This window comes from Halomonas sp. GD1P12 (genome assembly GCF_025725645.1).
Classification (GTDB): Bacteria; Pseudomonadota; Gammaproteobacteria; order Pseudomonadales; family Halomonadaceae; genus Vreelandella.
On the sequence record NZ_CP107007.1, the window covers coordinates 1,644,494 to 1,664,668 of the forward strand.

Sequence of the window (20,175 nt, forward strand, 5' to 3'; positions counted from 1 at the left end):
CTCACACCCCCTCGCTTTCGCCGGTGGCGCCCTTGTTGAAGCCCTCGAACGCATGTACCCGCGTCGGCGTGCCCGTCTCGCTTGCGATCTCTTTGGCGAGCCAGCGGGCGATGTTCTCGACGGTGGTTGGGTAGGGCAACACCGCGCAGCGCTCCACCGGCAGGGTGAGGGCGAACGCGCCTTCGCCGGCCATGTAGCGACACGTCAGCTGTGTTTCGCCTTGCGTATCGATATCGGCGCGCTCGAGCAGGTAGCGCTGGTCGAGCCAGCTTGCCCAGCGACGCTCGATCGCTGGCTGGCGCTCGCCGTGCTGATAAATTTCGAGGCGCGAGCGGTGACCGTGGGCGATACGCTGGCAGTTGCCGTCGTGACGCTTCAGCCCGTGGCTGTAGCCATAGGCCGCGCCGTCGATGACCTCGTCAAAAAACGTAAGCGTCACCCGTTCGACGTTCTCCGGGCAGGTCCGGGTCAGCGTTTGGCTGATCGAGTCGGCGAGTGCGGCGCGCTCGATGGTGGCCGCCTCGATCAACGTAAAGGCCTGGAGTGGGCCGCGCACCTCAAATGCGTAGGGCGCGGTGGCACGCACGCAAAGACCTTCGTCGCAGGCTTCGACACTCACGCCCGGCGCCTGCACCGGTACCAGTAGCGTGTGGTCGACCCCGGCGTCGAGCGTCTTCTTGATGAAGGGTTTGACGCGACCGAAATCGAACAGCATACCGTCCTCGCCAAGCTCGCCTTCCAGGGTGGCATCCACCTGCCAGCTCACGCCGGTCAGGCCGTTTTGCGGGCACCAGACCGAGACATCGATATGACTGAGTTCTTTAACGAAAAGGGCCATTAGGCGAATCCTGCGATCTTGTGCGTCTGAAGCGACAGCCGCCAGCGTGGATGGGCCATGCAGTAGGCGGTGGTGGCACGGACACGGGCCTGGTTGTCCGCGGGCGTGCCCTGGTCCATCGGCTGAAGGAAGAAGTGGGTAAAGTCGAGCGCCTCGAAGCGTTTTGGGGTGGCCTCAGGCTGCGGGTAGACGAGCTTCAACTCGTCGCCGGCCAGTACCTTGAGCGTCGTGGCTCCCTTGGGGCTGACGCAGAGCCAGTCGATGCCCGGGGGCACGCTGACGGTGCCGTTGGTTTCCACTCCGATCTCGAAGCCTTCCGCCTTGATGGCCTCGATCAGTGCGGTGTCGAGCTGCAAAAGCGGCTCGCCGCCGGTAAACACCACGTAGGGCACGGCGCCGCTGGCGGCCTCGGGCCATAGCGCCTTGAGATGCTCGGCCAGTGCTGCGGCATCATGAAAACGCCCGCCGCCTTCACCGTCCACGCCGATGAAGTCGGTATCACAGAAGGTGCACGCGGCGGTCTCGCGGTCCACCTCGCGACCGGACCACAGATTGCAGCCAGTAAAACGACAAAATACGCTGGCCCGCCCCGCCTGGGCACCTTCGCCCTGCAGGGTGTAGAACGCTTCCTTAACGTGATACATCGCTCGCCTCCGAATCATTGGTCGAGGCGTACTCGAGCGGGTCGGTCACCCCGTTTTCGGCAAAGGCGGCCAGGCGCTCGCGGCAGCTGCCGCAGCGCCCGCAGGCGAGTTCGCGGCCCTCGTAGCAGGTCCAGGTGTCGCGGTAGTCGAGCCCCATGGCCAGGCCCTCGCGCAGAATCTCGGCCTTGGTGGCGGCAAGATAGGGCGCGTGCACCTCGATGGGTTCGAAGTTGGCGATCGCGGCGGCGTGGCGCATCGCCTCGACAAACGCCGGGCGACAGTCCGGGTAGAGCACGTGATCGCCGCCGTGGGCGCCGTAGTCGACGCGCCCGGCGCCGATGTTCACCGCCTTGGCGATGGCCAGCGACAATAGGATCATGTTGCGATTGGGCACCACCGTCGCCTGCAAATTCTCTTCGGCGTAGTCGGCATCGGGCATGGCTGCGGCGTCGTTGGTCAGCGCGGAGTTGTCGATCAGCCCGTGAATGGCGCGAATGTCCACCACCTGATGAGGAATCTCGAGCGTTTCACACACCTTTTTGGCGGTGTCGAGCTCGCGGCGGTGGCGCTGGCCGTAGTCGAAGGAGAGCGCGTGTACGCCAAGACCTTCTTTCAAGGCGCGATGAAGAACGGTAAAGGAGTCCATGCCGCCGGAGTAGATCACCACGGTGGCGGGGGAGTGTGTACAGGAAGGGGATGACATGCTAATACTCGCTGGCCGGAGAATTTATTGAGCCTTGACGGCAAGAGTCCGGGGTCCGGTCCGGAACGCAGCGCAGTTTACGCACTCACGGCGCGCTTGGCTAGCGCCCACGCCCGGGCTACCCTACGCCAGAGCGTTGGCACGTTCGCACCTTGAGCGCGGCGCCCCGCACGTTCATTCAGCTTTTCGAGACGCACTCATGGCGACCATAGAACATAGCGAAATCGTCCACGCTCCGCCCGAACAGGTATTCGAACTGCTCCGGCGCGTCGAGGATTTCGCCGACTACTCCGATATGATCCACTCGATCGACACGCTTGGGGACAACCGCTACCGCTGGCACGTTCGCGCCCTCGGCATGGACTGGGCCTTCGATGTCGAGGTCACCGAGATAGACGCCCCCCACACGCTTGCCTGGGAGTCGCTTGATGGGGTGAAAAACCAGGGGCGCTACCGGCTAGAGCCGGTCGGGGAGGGCACGCGCGTCTCGCTCACCCTGACCTATGACATTCGCAACCGTTTGATGGAAAAAGCCGTCAACAAGGCCGCCAAACCCATGGTCGGCAAGGTGAGCCGGCAGATCCTCGACCGGGTCGAAGCAAGGCTCAATGGCTAGACACGGGTATTTCTGCTGGCGCTGGGTGGCGCTGTTCGCCCTGCTGGCAATGCTTGGTTACGTCTGGCTCTGGTACTCGCCGAATTTGTCGGCTCTCAAGCGTTGGGCCGCCGACACGTCCCATCACCCGGCCATCATCGCAAGCGTCATGCTGATCATGGCGGCCACACTTGCCATCGGGCTTCCCGGCAGTATCGGGCTTTGGCTGATCGCGCCGTTCTATCCGCCGCTGGCCGCGACCCTGATGCTCACCTTGAGCAGCGTCGCCGGCGCCTGGGTCGCTTACCTTCTGGCTGCGCGGTTTCGCGCGCGGATAACCCCCAGCGGGCTTACTGCGCGCGTGATGCAAACGCTCGAGCGGCGAAGCGATATGCTGACGCAGTGCGCGCTCAGGATTTTACCGGGTTTTCCCCATTCGGTGATCAACTACGCCGCCGGGCTTGGCGGGCTCGCACTCAAACCCTATCTCGCCGCGGCGGCGCTGGGGCTTTCGATCAAGTGGGGGGTGTACAGTAGCGCGATTTATAAGACGCTCGAAGCGATCGAGCAGGAGAACGCGCTGCAGTTCGACATGCTGTTGCCGCTTCTGGCGCTGACGCTGTTGTTACTGGCCGGGGCGTGGTATCGGCGCCGCGTGGACGCGGCGCGCGAAAGGCACTAAAAAAAGGGGGGAATGTCAGTGCGGCTGGTGCATGGCGGCGTCAAGATGGCCCACGACCTCGGCCCAGTCCGCATCGTCGGCAATCGCTTCGCGCAAAAACGCCGCCTGAGCGTCGTTCCAGCAGCTTGCTTCAGCAATCGGCGTGGACGCCGGAAGCGGCCCCTGTTTCTCGATGAACGCTTCGATGGAGGCCTTGTCCGAGGCAAGCCCCAGCTGCTCGAAGAGATCGCTGAATTCGTGTACGGGTTGATCCATCATTTTCTTCCTTTCCTTGGGTTGTCATCGACAAGGCTGAGCCTTGCCTTAAAAAAATAGTCCGAATATCGCACGGCGCCAGCTTAGCCCTGGCGCTCGCCTACCAGCGGCGTCAAAAAGCGCTGGCGGCGGTCCGCTTCACCGATCGGTTGCGCCAACAGATGAACGAGTTTGGTGAGGGCGGCCTCTGGCGTCATGTCCGCCCCTGATAGCACGCCGGCATCGAAAAGCCCCGCGCCCGCGGCGTAGGTGCTGAAACGAACGCTCCCCTGAGGGCAGGTGCTCACCGCGGCGAGCAGTTTGCCCTCGCCGCAGGCCCTGGCCAGCACGGCTAGAAGCGCCGGATCGCCGGGCAGATTGCCCGCTCCCCAAAGCTGGAGCAGCGCGCCTTTCACGCGCGCATCTCCCAAAAGCGCTTCCAGCTGCCAGGCGCTGATGCCGGGCCAGAGCGCAATGCGGGCCACTTCGCCCTGGGCAAGCGGCGCGTAGCTTGCAAGCTCGAAACGGGGCGCGCCGCGCTGGCTCGCGCCAAGCCCTCGGCTTGGGTACTCGATGACATCCTCGCCTACGCGCTCGCCCAAAAGCGGGTAGTTGGGACTTTCAAACGCGTGGGGGGCTTCGCTGTGCTGTTTGACGCTTCGTGCGCCGCGCAGAAGCTTTCCAGCGAAGTAGACCCCCACCTCCTTGAGCGTGGGGCTTGCGGCGTAGCGCAGCGCGCCATGGATGTTAGCGAGGGCGTCGCTGTTGGGTGCTTCCAGCGGCTGCATGGCGCCAGTCACGATCACCGGCCGGTCGAGTCCCTGGAGCTGGTAGGCAAGGCTCGAGGCGGTGAAGCTCAGCGTATCGGTGCCGTGAAGAACCACGAACCCCCGATAGTCGACAAAGCGCTCGGCGATCAGCGCGCCGATGCGCTGCCAGGTGAGCGGGGTGGCCGCGCTGGAGTCGATCAGCGGCTCGAGACTTTCGACGTCGAACGCCGGAAGCCTGCTCTGCTCATCGATCGAGAGCGTTTCCAGCGCGCGTGCAAGGCGCGTATCGAAGCCGCTACCGGGCGCCAGGCCAGAGGCACTGGCGTGCATGCCGATCGTACCGCCGGTGTAGATTACGAGCACGCGCTCGCCGCGGCGGGCGTCGTCGAGAAGCCTGGGAGCCTTGTTCATGCAATGTCCTGTCGAGTAACGTGAAGCCTGCCGCTGGCGTCGTCGAGCTGGCGGTTGCGACCGGCCAGATGGGCGAAAACGACGCAGACCCCGATCAGCGCCAACAAGAGCCAGGCAATGTGCTCGATACGCGCGCCGACTTCCAGCAAAAGACCCACCCCAAACGGGCCGGCCGCGGCGATGGTATAGCCTCCGCCCTGAACGAGCCCGGAGAGTTTTCCGGCAAGCCCCGCGTTAGCGGTGCGCAGCACCAAAAGCCCGAGTGCCAGGCTGAAACAGCCGCCCTGGCCCACGCCGAGTGACAGTGCGCCCAGCCAGCGCCAGCCAAGCGGGGCGATCATCAAAAGGAACAGTCCCAGCGCGGTCGCGGCGAGCATGGCAAAAAGCGCCGGGCGCTGGTCACGGCCAAGGCGCGCAAGCCAGGGGGCGCCGAGCGCCGAGCCGAGCTGACACACGATCGAGACCGCCATGAGAAATCCCGCCTCGCTCTCCCCGTAGCCTCGGTAGATCAAAAGCGACGGCAGCCAGCCAAAGACGATATAGGCCATGGAGGATTGAAGCCCCATGTAGAGCATGATCTGCCAAGTCAGGGGCTGGCGCAAAAGCGCCGACAGCGACGCGCTGGCGGTGGCTGTTTGAACGCTCGCGGTCGGTTTGGGCGCAAACGAGACCCACAGCACCAGCGAGGCAAGCGCGAGCAGCCCCCAGCTTGCCAGGCTCAAGGGCCAGCCGCCCAGCGCGTTCGCCAAAGGAACGGAGAGCCCGGCCCCCAGCGCGCCGCCAAGGCAGAGCGCCATGGTGTAAAGCCCGGTCAAAAGGTCCGCGCTTTGGGGCAGCTCACGTTTGACGAGCCCCGGCAGCAATGTGCCCGCAATGCCGATGGAAGCGCCCGCCAGGGCGGTAGCGACGAACAGCGCCCCATCAAGCGGCACGGGGCGCAAAAGCAGTGCCGCGGTCAAAAGCGCAAGAGCCGCGCTGAGCGCCCGCTCGGCGCCCAGTCGGCGCGAGAGCAGCGGGGCTAGAGGTGCAGCGAGGCCCAGTGAGAGTACCGGCAGGGTGGTCAAAAGGCCCGCCGCCGCCGGGCTAAGCCCGGCGTTTTCCTGCAAGCGGTTGAGAAGCGGCGCCACCGATGAAAGCGCCGGGCGCAGGTTCAGCCCCACCACGAACATCAGGGCGATAAACGATAGCGCTCGCTTCGAAGCCATGACTACTTAAGGTGGCGTCGCAGGTCGCCCCGAGCGACATCCATCAGGGTGATGAAGTGATAATCTTCGGGCGTTTCCAGGCAGTCCACGCGAACGTCGGTGCGCATGCCCTTGTTGATATCGAGCTTTTCGAAAATCTCGAGCGTGACCTTGCGCGCGGGCTTGTCGCCAGGCGAAAGAATTCCGTCGTCGAGGGTGAAGGTTTCCAAAAGCGTGGCGCGCACGCGCGTGGTGTTGCCTTCACTGAGTACGCGACGAATGAACAGCCACCCTTCGCACACCAGCGCCGAAGTTTCATCGCTTTCACGCAGAAACAGCGTGCGGTAGCAGGCGCCTTCGGTGGCCGCCTTGTCCGCCATGCTGCGGTAGGCCTGGATCACCTGGTTGGGCGTTACCTTGGCATCTTCAAGACGCTGCGTAATCCCCTGATGCTCGCGGCTCAGCTGCTCCTGGCGTTGAAAGACCAGCCACTGCCGATAATCATTGATACGTTGAGACGCCATAATCACTCCCTGAACAGGTTCTGCTGGACGCGAAAGGCGCGCGCCCGAAAACGCACGACTTTCGCATATTCACCGACAACGCGCTAGCGACGAGCGCGCCGGCGCGGCGCCTTGTCCGATTTTTCGCCTTGGCGCTGGTTCTGGCCTTGGCCCGAGCGTTGGCCTTGACCGCGCCCGCCGCCGGGTTGACGCTGACCGCGGCGACCGTTTTCGATCGGCTGGGGCTTGGCGTTGGGGTCGGGCTCGAAGCCAGGCTCAATCTTTTTCGGCAGTGTTTGTTTGATCAATTTCTCGATGCCGGCCAGCAGCGCGTGCTCGTCAACGCAAACGAGCGACACCGCCTCGCCGTTGCTGCCGGCGCGTCCGGTGCGCCCGATACGGTGGACGTAATCCTCGGCGACGTTGGGCAAATCGAAATTGACCACGAAGGGCAGCTCGTCGATGTCGAGCCCGCGTGCGGCGATATCCGTGGCGACCAGTACCTGCAAATCGCCGCTTTTGAACGCGCCCAGCGCCCGGGTGCGTGCGCCCTGGCTCTTGTTGCCATGGATCGCCATGGCCGGAATCTCCTGCTTGGAGAGCTGCTCGGCCAGGCGGTTGGCGCCGTGTTTGGTACGGGTGAACACCAGCACCTGGAACCAGCCGTGCTGGCTAATCAGGTGCGCCAGAAGCTCGCGCTTTTTCTCCCGATCGACGCGGTACACGCTCTGCTCGATCTTCTCGGCCGTGGTGTTGCGCGGGGCGACTTCGACTAGCGCCGGGTTATCCAGAAGCTGTGTGGCCAGCGTCTGGATCTCGTTGGAGAAGGTGGCGGAGAAGAGCAGGTTTTGCCGCTTGTTCGGCAACAGCTTCAAAATGCGCTTGATGTCGTGGATAAAGCCCATGTCGAGCATGCGGTCGGCTTCGTCGAGCACCAGGATTTCGACTTTTGAGAGGTCGACGTGGCCCTGCTGCTGCAGATCCATCAGCCGCCCGGGCGTGGCGATCAGCACGTCGAGGCCGTTCTTGAGCGCCTGGACCTGCGGGTTCTGGCCCACGCCGCCGAAAATGATGTGCGACGTGAGCGACAGGTACTTGCCGTAATCGGTCACGCTTTCACCGACCTGAGCGGCCAGCTCACGCGTCGGCGTCAGCACCAGCGCGCGCACCTGGCGCTTGCCCGGGCGCTTGCCGTTGTTCAAAAGCTGTAACAGCGGCAGCGTGAACCCGGCGGTCTTACCCGTGCCGGTCTGGGCGCTGGCCAGCAAATCGCGCCCGGCCAGCACCAGCGGGATGGCTTTTTGCTGGATGGGCGTTGGCTGGGTATAGCCCTGGGTGCTAATGGCGCGTAGTAAGTCGTCCTGCAGACCAAGTTCGGTAAAGCTCATGCGTTCTCCGCCATCGCACAGCGAAGGCGCTCGTGCGCGCTTGCTGGGCCAGGTTCGTAATGAATAAAAACGCGCGGGGTCGCCCCGCGCGGCAGCGAAGTTTGCCAGATAGCGCGCCTGGCTGCGAGGGGCATTTGAGATCGACGCTTTTTAAGCGCCGCATAAAGACCTCGCGCCCGGCACAAAATACCGAGCGCGAGAAGGGCGTTGCGAGCGGGGGATTAGAAGTAACCGCCGGTGCGAATTTCCCTGGCGATATCACGGGCAACCTGATCCAGGCTCTGACCAAGCGCGCGCACCAGTGCCGGGTAGCCATCCTCTCGAAGCTCGGTTTCGGCGTTGAAGCTTTCCAGCGCCAAAAGCTCGTTGCCGGCGCCGCGAAGCTGCCACTGGCCGCTGGCGACGGCGTTGCCATCATAGCGCCCCTGAAACTGATCCACTTCGAGCGAAAGCGTCAGCGCATCGTTTTGACGGCCCTGGGCACCCACCACCTGCACCAGTGGAAGCTCCTGGGAGAGGCGCGCGCGAAGCCCGCGCTCGAGCTGGCGGCCAAGCTCTTCCGCCCACTGGTGTTCACGCGCCGCGTTGAGGGTGATGTCGTCGAGCTGCATGACGATGCCGTCGACGTCCAGGTAGTGCGAAAGCCTGGGCGCGCGTACCTGCAGCGTGCGCTCCGTTGGGGTAGCAGGCGTGGCGATAGGCGTGGCGGGCAGCATGTAGCGCGCCGGCGGCGTCACGCTCGAGGCGCAGCCGCCGAGAAACAGGCCAAGCCCCATGATGGCGGCGAATGTCAGCGTTGGGTTGCGCATGGCGTCATCCTCTTATCGCGGGGCGCGCGGAATCGGGTCTTCCGCATCCAGGTTGTCGAAAAGCAGCGCCCGCGGATTGTCGTTGAGCGTGCGCGTCAGCGGCTGAAGATCGCGCATCAAACGATCGAGGCGCTCGATGGCCGACGTCAGATCCTGATAGGCCGGCGACGAAGGCGAAAGCCCTTCGATCGTCGTGCGCAGCTCCTCGAGCGTAGCGTTGACGTTGCCACCCAGTGCCTGGGTGTCCGGGTCGCTCAAAATGGCGTTGAGCGATGAGCTCACCTCGCGCACCTCGTTGAGCACGCTTTCCGACGCCTGCAGGTTGCGATCGAGCCCGGCCAGTAGTGGCTCCACCTCGAGCGCGTTGAGCTTGTCCAGAAGGCTCGTGACCTGGGCCTGAATCTGGGCGAAGCCGCCAGCGACGGTGGGGAAGATAGTGCGCTCGGAGAAGGTCTCGTTGACGTGCTGCCCGGCCAGGTCGCGCTGGAAGTTGAGGTCGACGAATAGCGCACCGGTCAGCAAATTGCCGTTTTTGAGCGAGGCGCGAAGGCCCAGATCGAACATGCGATCAAAGCGCGCCTCCCATTCTTCGAGGTCGATATCCTCGCTTTCGATGCCCAGGCGTTGGGGTTCGATGCGGATCAGCACCGGAATGGCGAACTGTGCCCGAGAGTTGGGCTGTGGTGCAGTGAAGTTCCAGGGCACCGCGGCCACGGTGCCCATGCGCACGCCGCGAAACTCCACCGGCGCGCCGCGCGAAAGCCCGCGCACGGTATCGTCCACCAGCAGCACGTACTCAAGATAGCGGTTGAAGGTGCCTTCGCGCGCGTCGTCCTCGTCGGCGTAAAGCGTAAAGCGGGCGTTGTTGGCCACCGGCCGCCCCATCGGCAGCTCCTCCGGCACGCCGAAGGTGACGCCGCCGCCCAACAGCGCTTCGAGGGATTCGACGTTGACCCGCACGCCGTCGGCGTCGAGGCGAAAATCGATACCGCTGGCGCTCCAGAAGCGCGTGCTGTCGGTGACGAGCTGGGCGTAGGGCTCCTCGATGAAGATCTGATGCTGCATGGTGCGTGACTCTGCATCGAAGCGGTTGTCCTCGACACGGCCCACGGTATAGCCCTGGTAGGATACCGGGTCACCCACGCGCAGCGAGTTGCCGAGCTGGCTGACCAGGCTAATCTGTAGCCCCGCCTGGCCTGCCACCGCCACCGGCGGCACGTCGCTTAGCTCGAACTCGCGCCGGGGCTCCTCGGAGCGCCCGGGCTGAAGCTGGATGTAGGCGCCGGAAAGCACCGTGCCGAGCCCGCTGATGCCTTCACGGCCGATACGCGGCTTGACCACCCAAAAGCGGCTATCCTCACGCAGCATCGCCTCGGCCTCGGGCTGAATACGCGCGCTCATCACCGCGTGGGAAAGGTCGTCGGAAAGCCGCACGCTCTGCACGATGCCGATCTCCACGTTGCGGCTTCGAATCAGAGTGCTGCCGGCCTCGATGCCCTCGGCATTGTTGCTGGTCAGCGTAATCAGCGTTCCTCGGCTGGTGTAGTTGTCGTAGACCAGCCACAACCCGATCACCAGCGCGACGATCGGCACGATCCAAATGGGCGACAGGCGTGTCTGACGAGACGATTTGGCCCGATGCTGCTCGTTCTCTTCGGGTGGGGGGGTGTCGAGTTGCGGTGAATCCTCAGCCATCCACTGATTCCTTGGTCGCTATTTTAAACCGGGTGTTGAGCCTGTGCCTGGTTGGGCGCGGGGGTGGGGTGTCCCACAGAAGGCGCGGGTCGAAAGCCATCGCGGCGAGCATGGTTAGCACGACCACTGCGCCAAAGGCAAGCGCGGCGGGGCCCGGGGTGATCGACATCAGCGAGCCCGCGCGAATCAGCGCCACCAGAATGGCGACCACGAAGACGTCGACCATCGACCAGCGGCCGATGAACTCGGTCAATCGGTAGAGCCGAGTACGGCTTTGCGCCCTGAGCTCGTCGCTTCGCCTGGCGATCAGGCAAAGCCAGGCCAGGGCGAAGAGCTTACCCACCGGGACGATGACGCTGGCAATGAAAATGACTGCCGCGACCGGCCAGGAACCCATCTGAATGAGTTGCACCACGCCGCCGATGATGGTCGATGGCGAGCTCGAGCCTAGGCTGGTGGTGGTCATGATAGGATAAACGTTGGCCGGAATATACATGACCGTGGCGGCGAAGAGCAGCGCCCAGGTGCGCTGTAAACTGTGCGGTACGCGCCGGTGCAGCGTCTCGTGGCAGCGCTGGCAGCGCACCTTGCCCTTTGCCGGCAGCCGGTTGATCAGCCCGCAGGTTGGGCAACCCGTCACGCCCTGGCCGGCGGCGGTGGTGCCGGTCAGCGTGCCTTCCGGGGCCAGCGGCTCGCCTTCCAGTGAAAACCACATCCAGTCGGCGTCCAGCGACTGGCTGGTCTTGAGCAAAAGTATGGCGAAGATACAAAAGGCCCAGAAGGAGATGCCCAGATGAATCTGGGCGAGCCCGGCGACCTTGATCAGGCTCACCAGCGCGCCGATGATGAAGACATCCGCCATCATCCAGGGAAGAAAGTGGGCGAGCGAGCGGGCGATATCACGGCTATAGGGCATGTGGCGGCCGCGCAGCAGCCCGTACTGCAACCACATGACGCCAAACAGGTAGAGCGCTGGCAGCACGGCGATGGTCATGATGACCGCGATGGCCACCAACGGCTGGTGAAAGTTGATCAGCGTGGTGGCGGTCTGGGTCAGCTCGATGCGGTTACTCACGCCGCTGACGTTGAAGCTAACGAAGGGGAATGACACCGCCACCAGCAGCGCCACGAACGCCGCGATCGCTAGTGCCATGCTGCGCTGGGCCGGGTAGCGGTTACGCTTGACCAGGGTGTGCAAGCAGCGCGGGCAGGACGCCTTTTCACCAGAGCCCAGCGGCGGCAGAGCGCTGACCCAGTCACATTCATGACAGGCGCGCAGGCGCCGGCGTGTTAGCCGCGTCTCTGGCGGCAACGTATCGACTAGCGGCGGTGAAAGTGCCACGGTAGGGCGTTTCTTGAACTGGTAGTAGCGCAATTCGCTCGTCTCGACAATGCTTTGGGTTCGATTAATACGTTGAGCGGTCAGGGCTGTCAAACGTCGCCGACCGCCTCATAAACAAAATAGCCTAAACGGTCGATGCACACTTGACCCGCGACACTGGCTGAATAACGATGCGGGCGCTTTTGCCTCTTTTATATCCCTGACGAAGGACTTCGTATGCTGCTCGCTGCTTTGGCGGTCGTGATTGGTCTGGTACTGCTCATCTGGAGCGCGGAAAAATTCATCGAGGGGGCCGCGGCGACCTCGCGCTGGCTCGGGCTTTCGCCGTTGTTGATCGGGATGCTGGTCATCGGCTTCGGTACCTCGGCCCCGGAAATGATGGTCTCGGTACTGGCGGCGCTTCAGGGCAACCCGGGCCTTGCCGTCGGTAACGCCTACGGCTCCAACATTGCCAATATCGGCCTGGTGCTGGGTTTCATTGCGCTGCTGGCCCCGCTTGCCGTGCACTCGAGCGTGATTCGCAAGGAAATGCCGCTTCTGGTCATCGTTATGGCGCTGACCGGCTACATGCTGTTCGATGGCTGGGTATCGCGGCTCGAGGCGGTAGTGCTGCTGGTAGCGCTTACGCTGTTCATCGGCTACAGCATCTGGCATTCGCGCACTCAGCAGCAGGACCCGCTGGTCGAAGAGGTGACCCAAAACCTCGATGCCCAGCCCATGTCCAAAGGCAAGTCGGTCGCCTGGACGCTGATCGGGCTAGTGCTTTTGATCGTCAGCTCGCGGATGCTGGTGTGGGGCGCGGTCGAGATCGCCCAGGCCTTCGGTGTCAGCGACCTGATCATCGGCTTGACCGTGGTGGCGGTGGGCACCTCGCTTCCCGAGCTCGCCTCGTCGATCAGCGCGCTGCGCCGAGGCGAACACGATATGGTGCTGGGCAATGTCGTCGGCTCGAATCTTTTCAATAGCCTGGCGGTGGTGGGACTTGCCGGTGTGATCACACCGATCGAGGCCGGGCGCGAGGTGCTGGTGCGCGACTGGAGTGTGATGACCTGCATGACACTTTTGATGGTGCTGTTCGCGTTTTCCTGGCGCGGAAGGCCGCGGCGAATCAACCGGTTGGAAGGCGGTGTGCTGTTCGCAGCCTTCGTTGGCTACACCGCGTACATGGTCAGCGTGGTGGTCATGAGCTGAGCAATATCACGATAAATTGATGTGCGTCATTGCGACACATCATTGGCACCGAGCAGCCCGTGTAACCCGGGCGTTGACGCAGTAAGATGAAAGCGTGAGTAAAAATTAGCCTGGCCATTGCAACGGTCAATACCTTCCTGACACGACCAGGCTTTTGTTACCCATGGGCGCGCCTTACTTTTCCCCGGTTTCAGGAGAGTGTCATGGAACTCGACCCCTTGATGTTGTCGCGAATACAGTTCGCCTTCGTCGTCTGTTTTCACACGATCTTCCCCGTCTTCACCATAGGGCTTGCGTCCTACATCGCGCTGCTTCACGGACTCTTTTTCAAGACTCAGAACCCGGCCTGGGATCGGTTGGCGCTGTTCTGGACAAGAGTCTTCGCCGTGGTGTTCGCCATGGGCGTGGTGTCGGGCATCGTCATGTCCTTCCAGTTTGGCACCAACTGGAGCAACTTCTCGCTGGCGGCGTCCAACTTTATCGGCCCGGTGCTGAGCTACGAAGTCGTGACCGCCTTCTTTCTCGAAGCGGCCTTTCTCGGCATTCTGCTCTTTGGTCGCGGCAAGGTGCCGGAGGGCGTCCACCTGTTCGCGGCCACCATGGTTGCGGTGGGTACCTTCATTTCCGCGTTCTGGATTCTCGCTGCCAATAGCTGGATGCATACGCCGGCCGGCGTGGAGCTGATCGATAACCGCTTCCACGTGACGTCCTGGAGTGCGGCGATCTTCAACCCCTCCTTCCCGTACCGCTTCGCCCACATGGCGGTGGCCTCGTTCATCACCGGCGGGTTCGTGGTGGCCGGCGTTAGTGCCTGGTTCTTGCTGCGCGGCCGCGACGTGGCAGCAAATCGCCGGGCGCTTTCCATGTGTTTGTGGCTTTTGATGGTGCTCACGCCGGCTCAGGCGGTGATCGGTGATTATCACGGCCTCAATACGCTCGAGCATCAGCCGACCAAAGTAGCGGCGATGGAAGGGCACTGGGAAACCAGCGGCAACGTACCGCTATTGCTGTTCGCGATTCCGGATCAGCAGGCCCAGGAAAATCACTTCGAAGTGGGCATTCCCAACCTTGCCAGCATCATCTTGACCCACACCCTCGACGGCGAGATTCCCGGCATCAGCGAAGCCCCGCCCGCAGAGCAGCCGCCGGTCGCGCTGGTGTTCTGGTCGTTTCGCGTGATGGTGGGCCTTGGCCTTGTCATGATCGCCGTTGCCTTCGCCGGCCTGCTTCTGCGCCGCCGGGCCCGGGTCTATGAGAACACGCTGTATTTGAAAGTGCTGGTCGGCATGATCGCCACGCCGTTTCTGGCGGTGCTGGCCGGCTGGATTGTCACTGAATCCGGCCGCGCCCCTTGGCTTGTATACGGCATGATGACCCACGCCGAGGGCCTGACGCCTTCCTTGACCGGCGGCATGGCGCTGTTCTCGCTCACCGGTTACGTGCTGGTTTACGCCGTGGTGTTCTACGCCGGCATCTATTATCTCACCCGCGTGGTGCGCAACGGCATGCTGCCCCACGACGCCCGGGCAGAGGTCGACCCGGACGCCGACCGTCCCAAGCGCCCACTTTCCGCCGCGCATACCCCCTTTGACGACGACGTTGAGCCGGTCAGGAGCTAATCATGGAAATGTTCGATCTCTCTATCATATGGGCTGTGATCATCGGGTTTGGCGTCATCATGTATGTGTTGATGGACGGCTTCGACTTGGGGATAGGCATTCTCTTTCCCTTCGCCCCGGACGAGGATGCCCGGGACGTCATGATGAACTCTGTCGCCCCGGTGTGGGATGGCAACGAAACCTGGCTGGTGCTGGGCGGCGCGGGGCTTTTAGGCGCCTTTCCGCTGGTCTACTCGGTCTTTCTGCCCGCGCTCTACATTGGCGTGTTCCTGCTGCTGGCGGGGCTGATCTTCCGCGGTATCGCTTTTGAATTTCGCTTCAAGTCACGGCGCAACCGCCGCTGGTGGAACCGTGCGTTCTGCTGGGGCTCGGCGGTCGCGGCGTTCGCTCAGGGCGCGGTGGTCGGCGCCTATATTCAGGGCTTCCCCGTCGAGGACTTCGTCTACACCGGCGGCGCATTCGATTGGCTGACCCCGTTCTCCGTTCTTACCGGGCTTGGGCTGATGGCAGGCTATGCGCTTTTGGGTGCGACCTGGCTGATCATGAAATCCGAAGGCTATATCCAGGCGTGGGCCTACCGGATCACGCCGATGCTGCTGGCGGGCGTACTGATCGTATTCGCGATCATCAGCCTCTGGACACCGTTCATCGACGGGCTGGTGTGGGAGCGCTGGTTCGGCCAGCTGCGCTTTATCTGGATCTTCCCGACGCTGGCGCTGCTGTGCGCGTTCATCGTTTTTCGAAGCGTCCAGCACAAGCGTGAAGGCGTTCCGTTCGTGGCCACCGTAGGGATCTATGTGTTTACCTATCTTGGCCTGATTTTCAGCAAGTGGCCGGTGATCGTACCGCCGAACTACACGCTGTGGGACGCCGCCTCGGCGCCGGAATCACAGCTTTTCTTGCTGATCGGCGTGCTCTTCGTCATTCCAGTCGTGCTGACCTATACCGCCTGGACCTATTGGGTGTTCCGCGGCAAGGTTCGCGTTGGTGAGGGGTACCACTAACCCCATGAGATCGGCACCTCCATCCCCTGCGACCCTGACGCCGCGCCAGTGGCTCAAGCAACTGGCCCTGGCTGAGAAGAAAAGGCTTTCGGGCGCGGCGGTGTGCGGGGTGCTGGCCGGGGCCAGTACCACCGGCCTGCTGGTGGGGCTGGCTTGGCTCGTCGATCAGATTCTCGTACACGCCCGACCGCTGTCAGGGCTTTCGAGCATTTTTTTAATGCTTTTGGCGTTGGTGGGCCTTCGCGCGGCACTCCAGTGGGGCCAGGAGGTGCTGGCGTTCGAGGCGAGCCTTCGCATTCGCCAGCGAGTGAGAACATTGCTTCTGGACAAGCTTGCCACGCTCGGCCCGCTCTGGCTCACCCATCATCAAAGCGGGGCGCTGGCCACTCAGCTCGTCGAACACGTCGATGCGCTGGAGGGCTATTTCGCGCGCTTTCACCCCCAGCTTCGCATCGTGCTGATACTGCCGCTGCTGATTGCGGCGGTCGTCGGTGCGCTCGATTACGTCGTGGTCATCTTTTTGCTCCTGTCGGCGCCACTGATTCCGCTGTTCATGGCGCTGGTAGGCATGGGCGCCGAGCGGATGAACCGCGAGCAGTTTAGTGCCGTCTCGAGACTCTCTGCTCACTTCGTCGACCGGGTGCGCGGCATGAGTACGCTACAGCTATTCGGGCGCACGGCGAAAGCGCGCAGGGATGTCTGGTACGCCACCGACGAATACCGGCGGCTGTCGATGAAAACCTTGCGCCTGGCGTTTCTCTCCTCGGCGGTGCTCGAGTTCTTCGCCTCGGTGGCCATCGCGGTGGTAGCGATGTACGTGGGCTTTGGGCTTTTGGGCTATCTCGATTTCGGCCCGGCGGCGTCGCTTTCGCTCTTCTCCGGGCTTGCCGTACTGCTGCTGGCGCCGGAGTTTTTCCAGCCGCTGCGCACGCTTTCTCAGCACTACCACGACCGGGCAACGGCGCTGGGTGCCGCGGAAAGTCTGGTATTCATTCTCAACGAGCCCGACTGGGTGCCTCAAACGCATGTTGTACCTCGACATGACTCAGCGCTTTGCGAGTTGAAAGGCGTTTCGGTGGGCTATCCCCAGCGCGACGCCATTTTATCGCACGTTGATCTCGCCATCGCGCGAGGCGATATCCTGGCGCTCACCGGCGCTTCCGGTAGCGGTAAGTCATCGCTTCTGGCGCTGCTGGCGGGCTTTATGGCGCCACAGGAAGGCGCGCTCTATCGCCGCTCGGGCCAGATCGCCTGGCTCGACCAAAGCCCGTGTCTGATTCAGGGAAGTCTTGCGGAAAATCTGAGACTCGCCAATCCCGAAGCGGGCGAGAGGGCGCTATTGGACGCGCTCGCTCGGGCAGGGCTTGGGGAGCTACTCACCGCGCTGCCTCAGGGGCTCGAAACGCCGCTTGGCGAGCGGGGTGTTGGGCTTTCCGGCGGGCAGGCGCAGCGGCTGGCGTTGGCGCGGGTCTATCTCAGCGCCGCGCCGCTGGTGCTGCTCGACGAGCCGACCTCGAATCTCGATGCCGCCACCGAGGCGCTGGTGATCGATGCGCTTAAGGCCTGGGCCAGGGATGGGCGTACGCTGGTGATCGCCACACACCACCCGCAGGTGCTGACGATCGCCACCCGCCATCTTCACTGCGACGGCGGCCGCGTTTTGGAGGTCACGCCATGAAAGAGCTGATCTGCGCTTTTCGCCCCTGGATCTTTCTGCTGACAAGGCGCCGGCGCGTTTTTTTGATCGGCGCGGCGCTGATGCTGACAACGGTTTTGGCAGGGCTTGCGCTGTTGGGACTTTCGGGCTGGTTCATCACCGCCTGCGCTTTCGCCGGTATGGCGCTGGCGGCGGGGCTGCCCTCGACGCTGGATATCTACGTTCCCGGGGGCGGTATCCGCTTTTTTGCCCTGCTTCGCACCGTCGCGCGCTATGTCGAGCGTTTATATAACCACAACGCAGTGTTGACGCTGCTGGCGGATCTGCGCTTCAAGGTATTTGGTTACCTGACCCATCTGGACGCCGCCTCCTTGAGCCGACGCCGCGCAGGCGATTGGCTGACCCGGCTCACCGCCGATATCGATACCCTCGATAACTTCTACCTGCGCCTGTTAATGCCGCCGCTGGTCGCGCTGCTGGCGATCGGTTTGCTGTCCCTTTTCATCGCGCTTTGGCTGCCGGGGCTTGCGGTGATCGTGGGGATGAGTCTTGGCGCGCTGTGGATGGTGCTTACGTTTGGCTTCGCCTGGTCTGGGTTTCGCCAGAGCCATCAGCAGGTGCGCGATCAGAGTGCGCTGCGTAACCGGGTGCTCGACCAGATCCAGGCCAGCGCCGAGCTTGAAAGCTACCAAACCAGGCGTTGGCACCAGATGCATATCGAAGCGCTGGAGGCCGGTGCCGGCGCCAATCAGCGTCGGCTGGCGGCGAAGGCGGCGTTGGGTAACGCGCTGATCCTGCTCGTTACGGGCGTGCTTTTAATCGGGGTGCTCTGGTTTTTAAGCCAAGCCGCGCTCGTCGATGATATCGCATCGCCGGTGGCGATCATGCTGCTGCTGGTCGTGCTCGGCGCCAGTGAACTCTTCACAGCGCTCCCGTCTGCGTTCATCAAGCTCGGGGCAAGTTACGCAAGCGTTCGGCGCCTCAACCAGCTAACGCCGAAGGCCGTTTCTGACGAGCAACCTTGCGCGATATTTCCAGAAGGTTCTCCTGGCGTCAGTGTGACGCTGAGTGATGCTGGCTATACCTATCCGGCCATGTTGGCGCCGGCGCTATCAGGGATTTCGCTGAAAGTGCCTGCCGGTGCGCGCGTGGCGATTACCGGCGCATCCGGGGCGGGCAAGTCGACGCTCGCTCATCTAATTCTCGGGAGACTAGTGCCGAGTAGCGGAAGTATGACGGTGGGGGGGCAGGCGCCTTGCGCGCTTTTAAATGATGAGCGCGCCAGCGGCTTCGCCTTTCTCTCCCAGCAGGTCGATCTTTTCGATGCCACCCTTGCCGATAATCTTCGCCTGGCCAACGAGTCCGCCGACGATGAAGCGCTTTGGCAGGCGCTCGAGCGCGTGGCGTTGGCTGATTGGGTGCGCCGCGAGCCCGAGGGACTTCAAACACCCGTGGGGGAGAAGGGGCGCAAGCTCTCCGGTGGCCAGGCCCGGCGCGTAGCGCTGGCACGTCTTTTTCTGCGAAATCCAGGCGTCGTGCTGCTGGATGAACCCTTCGCCGGCGTCGACAGTGACACCGCTCGCCACCTGGCGGCGTCGCTCGATCAGTGGCTCGTGGGTCGAACGGCGATCTACTTCGTTCACCAGATCGACGATGTATCGCTGCTTCCGGGGCTCACGTATAGTCGTTCCCTTTGCCACGGTCAGCTGGATTCGGCCAGCGTTTGATGCCGTATCTTTCAAGAGGGGAAATCATGTACGAGTACCTGCGCCAACTGCCCAAGACCGAACTTCACCTGCATATCGAAGGGTCGATCGAGCCGGAGTTGATGTTTCGCTTGGCCAAACGCAACGGTATCGCGCTCGATTACGCGAGCGTCGAGGACGTCAAGGCAGCGTACCGATTCGATAACCTGCAGGGATTTCTGAATCTCTACTACCAGGGCATGAACGTACTGCGCACCCGTGAGGATTTTTATGATCTCGCGATCGACTATTTCAAGCGCGCAAGAGATGAAGGCGTGGTGCATATCGACATGCACTTCGACCCGCAGGCGCACCTGGTTCGCGGCGTGGCGCTGGACGAGGTAATGGAGGGGCTCTTTCGGGCGAAAGAGGAGGCCGAGGCGTCGTTGGATTTGTCAATCGGCATGATCATGGCATTTTTACGCGACCGCTCTCAAGAAGAAGCACTCGAGGTGTTCGAGCAGGCCGCTCCCTACTGGACACGGCTCGACGCAATTGGCCTGGATAGCGCTGAGCGCGACAATCCGCCGGTCAAGTTCAAGGCATTGTTCGAGCGCGCCGCTAAAGAAGGGCTGGCGCTGGTCGCCCACGCCGGCGAAGAGGGGCCGGCGGACTACATCCGCCAGGCGCTCGATGAGCTCAAGATAACGCGGGTGGATCACGGTGTCCGCTGCCTGGACGATAGCGAGCTGGTCGAGCGTCTTCGAAGCGAACAAGTCGTGCTGACCGTTTGCCCTCTTTCGAACGTTTGCCTGAAAGTGATCGACGAGCTTGGCGAGCATCCGCTTCCTGCGCTCATCGAAGAGGGGCTGAAAGTCACCATCAGTTCCGATGACCCGGCCTATTTCGGCGGTGGGTTGCTGGCCAATCATGTTGCTTGTCGTGATGCCTTCGGCTGGGACGAGTCCGTGTTCAAGGCGCTCAATCGCAACGCGCTGGAAGAAGCCTTCATTGCCGAGCCGCGCCGTAAAGCGTTGCTCCAGCGCCTCGATTCCATAGGCGAGTGATAAAAAGTGCGCTATAGGGTTGACGTATAACCATAAGTGAGTAGAATACGCACCACATCGAACGGGCAGCGCCCTTCGGTCAGCTCTTTAACAATTTGATCAGGCAATTCATGTGGGCGTTTGCCGATGAGGGTGACAAGTCACCTTATATCAA

At 62.8% G+C, this 20,175-nt stretch carries 19 protein-coding genes; 8 read left to right on the forward strand and 11 right to left on the reverse strand.

The window, feature by feature from the left end; genetic code table 11:
* Position 1: 1 nt before the first annotated feature.
* From OCT39_RS07685 to queC, 3 genes are read right to left on the reverse strand one after another with little or no spacing between them, the layout of a single operon-like run.
* Positions 2-838 (reverse strand): 6-carboxytetrahydropterin synthase, encoded by an 837-nt coding sequence (locus tag OCT39_RS07685; protein ID WP_263587068.1) that lies wholly within the window; start codon positions 836-838, stop codon positions 2-4.
* Positions 838-1,482, reverse strand: a complete 645-nt coding sequence (gene queE, locus OCT39_RS07690; protein WP_263587069.1) for a 7-carboxy-7-deazaguanine synthase — start codon at positions 1,480-1,482, stop codon at positions 838-840. The genes OCT39_RS07685 and queE overlap by 1 nt, the downstream gene beginning before the upstream one ends.
* Entirely contained in the window at positions 1,469-2,185 is a 717-nt protein-coding gene (gene queC, locus OCT39_RS07695; RefSeq protein WP_263587070.1) for a 7-cyano-7-deazaguanine synthase QueC, read from the reverse strand. Before queC ends, queE begins: the two co-directional genes overlap by 14 nt.
* Before the next feature lie 199 nt (positions 2,186-2,384).
* Between queC and OCT39_RS07700 the strand changes: the two genes are divergently transcribed.
* Positions 2,385-2,801 carry an SRPBCC family protein gene (locus OCT39_RS07700; protein ID WP_263587071.1) on the forward strand — a complete coding sequence of 139 codons (417 nt, stop codon included), beginning with the start codon at positions 2,385-2,387 and terminating at the stop codon, positions 2,799-2,801.
* Entirely contained in the window at positions 2,794-3,462 is a 669-nt protein-coding gene (locus OCT39_RS07705) for a TVP38/TMEM64 family protein (protein ID WP_263587072.1), read from the forward strand. Before OCT39_RS07700 ends, OCT39_RS07705 begins: the two co-directional genes overlap by 8 nt.
* Positions 3,463-3,477: 15 nt before the next feature.
* Here the strand turns inward: OCT39_RS07705 and OCT39_RS07710 are convergent, their stop codons facing one another.
* From OCT39_RS07710 to OCT39_RS07745, 8 genes are all read right to left on the reverse strand, one after another.
* Complete coding sequence (locus tag OCT39_RS07710) at positions 3,478-3,717, reverse strand: DUF2789 domain-containing protein (RefSeq protein WP_263587073.1); 240 nt, start codon at positions 3,715-3,717, stop codon at positions 3,478-3,480.
* 83 nt (positions 3,718-3,800) lie between these two features.
* Complete coding sequence (locus OCT39_RS07715) at positions 3,801-4,877, reverse strand: asparaginase (protein ID WP_263587074.1); 1,077 nt, start codon at positions 4,875-4,877, stop codon at positions 3,801-3,803.
* Positions 4,874-6,082, reverse strand: coding sequence for an MFS transporter (locus OCT39_RS07720; RefSeq protein WP_263587075.1), 1,209 nt, complete (start codon positions 6,080-6,082; stop codon positions 4,874-4,876). Before OCT39_RS07720 ends, OCT39_RS07715 begins: the two co-directional genes overlap by 4 nt.
* Positions 6,083-6,084: 2 nt before the next feature.
* The gene (locus tag OCT39_RS07725) at positions 6,085-6,588 is read right to left on the reverse strand and encodes a hypothetical protein (protein ID WP_263587305.1); all 504 of its coding nucleotides are present in this window, start codon (positions 6,586-6,588) and stop codon (positions 6,085-6,087) included.
* Between the two features lie 80 nt (positions 6,589-6,668).
* Positions 6,669-7,952 carry a DEAD/DEAH box helicase gene (locus OCT39_RS07730; protein ID WP_263587076.1) on the reverse strand — a complete coding sequence of 428 codons (1,284 nt, stop codon included), beginning with the start codon at positions 7,950-7,952 and terminating at the stop codon, positions 6,669-6,671.
* Positions 7,953-8,173: 221 nt separating this feature from the next.
* Positions 8,174-8,761 carry a membrane integrity-associated transporter subunit PqiC gene (locus OCT39_RS07735; protein ID WP_263587077.1) on the reverse strand — a complete coding sequence of 196 codons (588 nt, stop codon included), beginning with the start codon at positions 8,759-8,761 and terminating at the stop codon, positions 8,174-8,176.
* 12 nt (positions 8,762-8,773) lie between these two features.
* A complete protein-coding gene (pqiB, locus tag OCT39_RS07740; protein WP_263587078.1) occupies positions 8,774-10,456 on the reverse strand; it encodes an intermembrane transport protein PqiB in 1,683 nt (560 codons plus the stop codon).
* Positions 10,449-11,798, reverse strand: a complete 1,350-nt coding sequence (locus OCT39_RS07745) for a paraquat-inducible protein A (RefSeq protein ID WP_263587079.1) — start codon at positions 11,796-11,798, stop codon at positions 10,449-10,451. The genes pqiB and OCT39_RS07745 overlap by 8 nt, the downstream gene beginning before the upstream one ends.
* A 216-nt stretch (positions 11,799-12,014) precedes the next feature.
* On the opposite strand from OCT39_RS07745, the gene OCT39_RS07750 reads away from it, so the two are divergent.
* From OCT39_RS07750 to OCT39_RS07775, 6 genes are all read left to right on the forward strand, one after another.
* Positions 12,015-12,989 (forward strand): calcium/sodium antiporter, encoded by a 975-nt coding sequence (locus tag OCT39_RS07750; RefSeq protein ID WP_263587080.1) that lies wholly within the window; start codon positions 12,015-12,017, stop codon positions 12,987-12,989.
* 203 nt (positions 12,990-13,192) lie between these two features.
* Positions 13,193-14,608: a cytochrome ubiquinol oxidase subunit I gene (locus OCT39_RS07755; protein ID WP_263587081.1), complete on the forward strand. Its 1,416-nt coding sequence runs from the start codon at positions 13,193-13,195 to the stop codon at positions 14,606-14,608.
* Positions 14,609-14,610: 2 nt separating this feature from the next.
* Positions 14,611-15,612 carry a cytochrome d ubiquinol oxidase subunit II gene (cydB, locus tag OCT39_RS07760; RefSeq protein WP_263587082.1) on the forward strand — a complete coding sequence of 334 codons (1,002 nt, stop codon included), beginning with the start codon at positions 14,611-14,613 and terminating at the stop codon, positions 15,610-15,612.
* Between the two features lie 4 nt (positions 15,613-15,616).
* Positions 15,617-17,290 (forward strand): thiol reductant ABC exporter subunit CydD, encoded by a 1,674-nt coding sequence (gene cydD / locus OCT39_RS07765; protein WP_263587083.1) that lies wholly within the window; start codon positions 15,617-15,619, stop codon positions 17,288-17,290.
* Positions 17,287-18,996, forward strand: coding sequence for a thiol reductant ABC exporter subunit CydC (gene cydC, locus OCT39_RS07770; protein WP_263587084.1), 1,710 nt, complete (start codon positions 17,287-17,289; stop codon positions 18,994-18,996). The genes cydD and cydC overlap by 4 nt, the downstream gene beginning before the upstream one ends.
* A gap of 26 nt (positions 18,997-19,022) precedes the next feature.
* A complete protein-coding gene (locus tag OCT39_RS07775) occupies positions 19,023-20,021 on the forward strand; it encodes an adenosine deaminase (RefSeq protein ID WP_263587085.1) in 999 nt (332 codons plus the stop codon).
* Positions 20,022-20,175 lie beyond the last annotated feature (154 nt).

Excerpts from the sequence above, each read along its gene's own strand:
- OCT39_RS07700 (WP_263587071.1), top strand. The coding sequence starts at position 2,385 with ATGGCGACCATAGAACATAGCGAAATCGTCCACGCTCCGCCCGAACAG.
- OCT39_RS07735 (WP_263587077.1), bottom strand. The coding sequence starts at position 8,761 with ATGCGCAACCCAACGCTGACATTCGCCGCCATCATGGGGCTTGGCCTG.
- queE (WP_263587069.1), bottom strand. The coding sequence starts at position 1,482 with ATGTATCACGTTAAGGAAGCGTTCTACACCCTGCAGGGCGAAGGTGCC.
- OCT39_RS07775 (WP_263587085.1), top strand. The coding sequence starts at position 19,023 with ATGTACGAGTACCTGCGCCAACTGCCCAAGACCGAACTTCACCTGCAT.
- cydD (WP_263587083.1), top strand. The coding sequence starts at position 15,617 with ATGAGATCGGCACCTCCATCCCCTGCGACCCTGACGCCGCGCCAGTGG.
- OCT39_RS07755 (WP_263587081.1), top strand. The coding sequence starts at position 13,193 with ATGGAACTCGACCCCTTGATGTTGTCGCGAATACAGTTCGCCTTCGTC.
- OCT39_RS07730 (WP_263587076.1), bottom strand. The coding sequence starts at position 7,952 with ATGAGCTTTACCGAACTTGGTCTGCAGGACGACTTACTACGCGCCATT.
- OCT39_RS07720 (WP_263587075.1), bottom strand. The coding sequence starts at position 6,082 with ATGGCTTCGAAGCGAGCGCTATCGTTTATCGCCCTGATGTTCGTGGTG.
- cydC (WP_263587084.1), top strand. The coding sequence starts at position 17,287 with ATGAAAGAGCTGATCTGCGCTTTTCGCCCCTGGATCTTTCTGCTGACA.
- OCT39_RS07710 (WP_263587073.1), bottom strand. The coding sequence starts at position 3,717 with ATGGATCAACCCGTACACGAATTCAGCGATCTCTTCGAGCAGCTGGGG.
- queC (WP_263587070.1), bottom strand. The coding sequence starts at position 2,185 with ATGTCATCCCCTTCCTGTACACACTCCCCCGCCACCGTGGTGATCTAC.
- OCT39_RS07685 (WP_263587068.1), bottom strand. The coding sequence starts at position 838 with ATGGCCCTTTTCGTTAAAGAACTCAGTCATATCGATGTCTCGGTCTGG.
- OCT39_RS07705 (WP_263587072.1), top strand. The coding sequence starts at position 2,794 with ATGGCTAGACACGGGTATTTCTGCTGGCGCTGGGTGGCGCTGTTCGCC.
- cydB (WP_263587082.1), top strand. The coding sequence starts at position 14,611 with ATGGAAATGTTCGATCTCTCTATCATATGGGCTGTGATCATCGGGTTT.
- OCT39_RS07715 (WP_263587074.1), bottom strand. The coding sequence starts at position 4,877 with ATGAACAAGGCTCCCAGGCTTCTCGACGACGCCCGCCGCGGCGAGCGC.
- OCT39_RS07750 (WP_263587080.1), top strand. The coding sequence starts at position 12,015 with ATGCTGCTCGCTGCTTTGGCGGTCGTGATTGGTCTGGTACTGCTCATC.
- pqiB (WP_263587078.1), bottom strand. The coding sequence starts at position 10,456 with ATGGCTGAGGATTCACCGCAACTCGACACCCCCCCACCCGAAGAGAAC.